The organism is uncultured Acetatifactor sp. (genome assembly GCF_948601915.1).
Taxonomy (GTDB): domain Bacteria; phylum Bacillota; class Clostridia; order Lachnospirales; family Lachnospiraceae; genus Acetatifactor.
Map to the genome: position 1 here is coordinate 1 of NZ_CAPDXS010000248.1, position 3,251 is coordinate 3,251.

Genomic DNA, 3,251 nt, shown 5'->3' on the forward strand with positions numbered 1-3,251 from the left:
ATTCTTACTGGGATTCTTGCAGAAGATTATTACAAGCTTCTTGAAAGGAACCGCTACTGGGACAGCCCTTGATGGATATCATGGAAGTCGGATGCCTGGCCATAGGGAATGGGAGGGCTGTTGCATAGCAGGAAACAGTGATGGCATACAGAGGAGGTCGTTGAAAGATGGCGGAGCAAATTTTAGTAACCCGTTCTTCCATGCCGGAATTCGGAGAATACATGGATGAAATCCAGGGGCTCTGGGACTCCCACTGGCTGACGAACATGGGAGTCAAGCATAGGAGTCTGCAGGAGGAGCTGAAAGGCTTTCTTGGCGTAGAAAATGTGGAGCTGCTGACCAATGGCCATATGGCGCTGGAGCTGACTTTGCAGGCGATGAACCTGCAAGGGGAGGTCATCACGACTCCGTTCACCTTCGCGTCTACCACACATGCAATCGTGAGGAACGGGCTGAAGCCCGTGTTCTGCGACATCGATCCGGTTACATATACGATGGATGTCGAGAAGATAGAAGGCCTGATTACGGACCGCACCTGCGCCATCATGCCTGTCCATGTATATGGAAACATCTGTGATGTGGAGGAAATAGGGCGCATCGCCCATAAGTATGAGCTGAAGGTGATATATGATGCGGCCCATGCTTTCGGAGAGAGCTATAAGGGGAGGGGAATCGGCAGTTTCGGCGATGCGTCCTGTTTCAGCTTTCATGCAACGAAAGTGTTCAACAGCATCGAGGGAGGCGCTGTCTGCTTCAGGGACTCTCATCTTGGGAGCGCCCTCTATGAACTGAAGAATTTCGGCATCCATGGACCGGAGGAGGTCAGTGCGGTCGGAGCCAACGCAAAGATGAATGAATTCTGTGCTGCGATGGGGCTGTGCAATCTGCGTCATGTGGAGGAAGAAATCTGCCGGCGCAAAAAGGCCGTAGAGCGGTACAGGAGTCATCTGGAAGGCGTAGAGGGGGTGCGTCTGAATGCAGTCCAGGCGGATGTGGAAGCCAATTATGCCTATTTCCCTGTAGTGTTTGAGGAAAAGGTTTTCGGAGCGAGCCGTGCCGAGGTTTTTGACAGGCTGGCTGAAAACGGTATCGGTGCACGGAAATATTTTTATCCTCTGACGAACACCTTTTCCTGCTTCCATCGCCAGTATGATGTCAATGAGACCCCAGTGGCGCTGCATATCAGCAAGAGGGTGCTGACGCTGCCGCTCTATGCTGATTTGAGCATGGAGGATGTGGATCATATTTGCGAGATTGTTTTGGCTTGCAGGATGTAGGTGTTTTGGAGGAATCGCTGATATGAAAACGAGAAATATTTCCGGGGGGGTACTCGTGACTCTTCTATTGAGCTTTTTCGGATTGTTACGATGCTTTGCATCATCGCCCATCATTATGTGGTGAACTCTGGCATAACTGCCCAGATAACACAGGACAATGCGATGGCATTCCCTGCGGTGTTCAGCCTCCTGTTCGGCTGGGGAGGGAAGACAGGGATCAACTGCTTTGTCCTGATTACGGGTTACTTCATGTGCCAGTCGCAGGCCAGCATGAGGAAGTTCTTGAAACTGGTTTTGGAAGTGGAATTTTATAAACTGTTGTTCTGCCTGGTTTTTTTGTTCAGCGGATATGCCCCGTTTTCGATGAAGGAATTCTTGAAGGCCCTGATTCCGGTTTATAGCCTGGGAACAGGTTTCATTGACTCGTACTTGGTATTTTATCTTTTCATACCATTCCTTAACCTGCTTATCAAGGAAATGGACAAAATACAGCATCTGGAATTGGTGGGACTTTGCCTGTTGGTAGGAACCATGTTTCAGACGTTCCTTAAGGCACCTGCGGCATTCACTTATGTGGGTTGGTTTATGGTGCTGTATTTCCTTGGTGCCTATATACGCCTGTATCCAGAAAGATATCTCGACAACAGGAAACTGTGGGGAACCGCATTGCTGATATCCTTGCTGTTGTCCTGGGGAAGCGTTATAGCGGGCGCCTGGGTATATGCAGAATGGGGGAAGGGAGTCTATTACCATTTTGTGGCTGATTCGAACAAGTTCCTGGCAGTCGTGACAGCCGTAAGCGCATTCCTCTTCTTCAAAAATCTGGAATTGGGATATCGTCCTATAATCAACAGGATAGCCGCTTCGACATTTGGCGTCTTGATGATTCATGCCAATAGCGACACCATGCGGCGGTGGCTATGGCAGGATTTCTTGGATAATGTGGCGGCATACTATAGCAGCTATTATGTGCTGCATGCGGTTGGCTCTGTGCTTAGTGTTTATGCTGTCTGTGCTTTGATTGATATGGTCAGGATTCGTTTTTTGGAGAAGCCTTTTTTGAAGTTATATGATGAAGCCTGCCAATCAAGAAATAGGGAATGCAGTTGACGATGAATGATTTCGGAGAACATGACATGAATAATGCGTTGATTTTTAGAGATGTGAAAATTGTTCCAAAAGAAATTCTTTTGTAAAACAAATTCAGGAAACCTTGACGAAGCGTCTGCGCATGGCAGCCCGGGCAGAGAAAGAACCTACAGGGCAGCCCCCCCCAATGAGTACCCCGCACCCCCGCAAAACAGCCAACAATCCCGTTGGCTGTTCCACGTCTGTCCCGGGCAATTCTCTCAAATCTCCAGATTCCCAATCCCTGATTCCGAATCCCCTCACCCCGGCTCCGAAATCCGCGAAACCCCCACATAAATCTCCGACACCTCATACCAGGTAGGATAATCCGTGATCCCGGTCTGGGGCAGGTTGAATATCCCCTGGAAGACCCGCACCGCATTGGCCGTGGCAGACCCGTAGATGCCGTCGGCGGTAATGGTGGGGATGGCGGGATAGTTCCTGGCGATCCGGTTCAACTGGGTCTGGAGCTGCCTGACCTTGTCGCCGGAGGAGCCTATGGTCAGGTCATACCCGGGCCAGGAGGAGGGCACGCCGGAGATGAGCTGGGCGGTGTTGATATACATATCGTTTCCATAATAATACCGTATGATCTCAATGGCCGAATACCCTTCCTCGCCCAGGTACATGGAGCCCCACTGGCTCAAGCCGTTGCAGGTGACCCTGCGCCCGTCGCAGTAGGCGGTGAAAATGGGCTGGCGCACCCCGGGCCTTGAAAGGTAGTTGGCGAATACCGAATCCACCAGGTAATCGATATTCTTGAAGATGTTCCTGCCGTACACCCATTTCTGGTCGTAGGCCGTGGAGGAGGTGATGGTGAAGTTGTAGCCCTGGTTTCTGTACCAC

General features: G+C 50.7%; 3 protein-coding genes. 2 read left to right on the top strand and 1 reads right to left on the bottom strand.

Annotated elements, in window-relative coordinates; all coding sequences use genetic code 11:
• Positions 1-167: 167 nt before the first annotated feature.
• Positions 168-1,277 (top strand): DegT/DnrJ/EryC1/StrS aminotransferase family protein, encoded by a 1,110-nt coding sequence (locus Q2B33_RS23610; RefSeq protein WP_300564468.1) that lies wholly within the window; start codon positions 168-170, stop codon positions 1,275-1,277.
• 66 nt (positions 1,278-1,343) lie between these two features.
• Positions 1,344-2,387 (top strand): acyltransferase, encoded by a 1,044-nt coding sequence (locus Q2B33_RS23615; RefSeq protein WP_300783369.1) that lies wholly within the window; start codon positions 1,344-1,346, stop codon positions 2,385-2,387.
• Positions 2,388-2,665: 278 nt separating this feature from the next.
• On the opposite strand, the gene Q2B33_RS23620 is transcribed toward Q2B33_RS23615, so the two are convergent.
• Positions 2,666-3,251: peptidoglycan-binding protein (locus Q2B33_RS23620; protein WP_300823290.1), on the bottom strand; the 586-nt coding region annotated here is incomplete at its 5' end.